The 752-nt window shown below is 47.9% G+C and carries 1 protein-coding gene; it reads left to right on the top strand.

The genetic code is table 11. The features are described 5' to 3' along the window. Window positions 1–15: 15 nt before the first annotated feature. On the top strand, window positions 16–752 hold a 737-nt coding region (locus AF333_RS00005), incomplete at its 3' end, for an ATP-binding response regulator (protein ID WP_321167145.1).

Here is a 752-nt window from a genome sequence, read left to right as displayed (position 1 = left end):
CTTCAGAAGGAGCCCTTGCTCATTCAATCCGTCGCTTCTGGTGTCATCGGCATGCTCCAATTTATGACTAACGGCAAACCCGTTCAGCTGAAAATAGAGATTGCAGAATCCATGCCGCCTGTTTTGGCAGATGAAAAAAGACTTGTACAAATTTTATTTAATTTACTGCATAACGCGCTTAAATACACCAATGAAGGAATCATTACTGTGTCCGCTGAGCTCCGGAACGGACATGCTGTCATCCATGTATTCGACACCGGCTCCGGCATGGATGAAGAAACACTGGCTCGCATATTTTTGCCCTATGAGCAAGGGCCTCATGGAATAAGCAATGGCTCAGGAATCGGCCTCGGCCTAAGCATATGCAAGCAGTTGGTGGAACTGCATGGTGGTGAACTGACAGCTCATTCTGAACTGGGTAAGGGTTCCGTATTCAGTTTTATGCTTCCGTTGGCCACCCCATCCGATCTTTCACCTTTTCAAAACCTGCCTCCTCAACAGCTTGATGCAAGTGAGGAGGTAGCAGTCAGTTTAAGCTTTTCGGATGCGTTAACTAGCGCATGGCCCTTGCAATTCCCGTTATCATCCTTTACTGACGGGAAAATGAACATCCTGGCTGTCGATGACGATCCTGTTAACCTGAAGGTGCTCGTCAGCATCCTATCGACGGAGTCGTACAACATCAGGTCAGTCACATCAGCCCGAGAAGCCCTGGAATTGCTTGGTACAGAGCGATGGGATTTACTGATTAC

It is taken from the genome of Aneurinibacillus migulanus, assembly GCF_001274715.1.
Taxonomy (GTDB): domain Bacteria; phylum Bacillota; class Bacilli; order Aneurinibacillales; family Aneurinibacillaceae; genus Aneurinibacillus; species Aneurinibacillus migulanus.
This window is presented reverse-complemented; position numbering and strand designations above follow the sequence as displayed.